Origin of the sequence: Algorimicrobium algoritergicola (assembly GCF_008086165.1) — a bacterium.
Classification (GTDB): Bacteria; Bacteroidota; Bacteroidia; order Flavobacteriales; family Flavobacteriaceae; genus Algorimicrobium; species Algorimicrobium algoritergicola.
Genome location: NZ_VSKL01000023.1, coordinates 1 through 1,194 on the forward strand (window position 1 = coordinate 1; position 1,194 = coordinate 1,194).

Sequence of the window (1,194 nt, forward strand, 5' to 3'; positions counted from 1 at the left end):
TGTAATAAGCTACTAAAACAGGCTTTTGCTATTGCAAAATCAGGATTAATATATGAGGATACTTACAGAAGTACTTTGGTGAAAAGTTAATGAGTTTTTACTTGTTTTTTACCACAGTACTTTGTTGCCACACGTTTTTATTCCTTTTCTTTCAGAGCTTGTCAATAATTTTGTCCAAAATCAAATAAGTCGGAATTTCAAATTCAGAATCTTCGTTTGCAGTTGCTTCTTTATAAGCTTCTAAATAACTTTCTTTTGCACCAAGTAATTCTCCGTTCATTATTTGCCAATAAGCTAAACCTCTCAAGCGATATTGCATTTTTCTGGAATCATTATTGTCAGTCAGAGCTAGTTTAGAGTGCATAACTTCTTTTTCAGTATCAATACTTTCTCTAAAACTATAAATTTTCCATTTGTTTTCTGTTTTGTCGAGATAGCTAATTAATAAATAACGAAGAGTTAAAGGTGTGTTTGCTTTGCTTATTGATTGGATTTCTAATAAAGCTTTATATCCTTTAATTTTATCAATATCTGTGTCAAAAAGTTTCTCGAAAATTAAATTACTTGATGATACGACAGGGAAACTAGTTGAAGATTCAAATACTAAATCGGCAAGCATTTCCTTGCCTTCGGGTAAATCCAAGATTTTCAAAGCTTGCAATAATTCAATCGTAGTTTTTTGAGCATCCTCCAATTTATATTCTTGAGAAAAACTAAAGGTTGATACCAATAAGAAAAGTATAATTGTAATTTTTTTCATTTTTGACTATGTTTTTTAATTGTATGGATTAATCATTAGAGAATTAAAATCTCTTATTAATTCTTTGATATGGTTTTCAATATCAGATTTTTTTTCAGTTCCGTTTTTATCTAAAAATTCGTTTGCTTTTGAAATCAATTTATCGGAAAGGCTTTTAATTACTGGACTGAAATTATTTCCATTTTCAGCTTGTGCTTGAAGACCTCCACCATCGTTATAAAGTGATTTATATTTTTCTTTGTGTTGCTGAAATATTGTATTCAGCTGTTGTTTTAATTCTTTCATCGGTTTTTGTTCAAATGTGTGGCAACGGTAAGTGTATGAAATGGGCGAGTTTGCGTCCGAGGATTTTCCGCAGGAAAATCGGAAGGTGGCAAACGCACATTTACACTTGATTAGGGACTAAAGTAAGCATTTTTTATACACTATGTTGG

General features: G+C 30.7%; 2 protein-coding genes. Both read right to left on the reverse strand.

The genetic code is table 11. The features are described 5' to 3' along the window. Positions 1–151: 151 nt before the first annotated feature. Complete coding sequence (locus tag ES675_RS16325; RefSeq protein ID WP_066257356.1) at positions 152–760, reverse strand: hypothetical protein; 609 nt, start codon at positions 758–760, stop codon at positions 152–154. Positions 761–775: 15 nt separating this feature from the next. Further along, on the reverse strand, positions 776–1,045 hold the full coding sequence (locus ES675_RS16330; protein WP_066257358.1) for a hypothetical protein: 270 nt from the start codon (positions 1,043–1,045) through the stop codon (positions 776–778). Positions 1,046–1,194 lie beyond the last annotated feature (149 nt).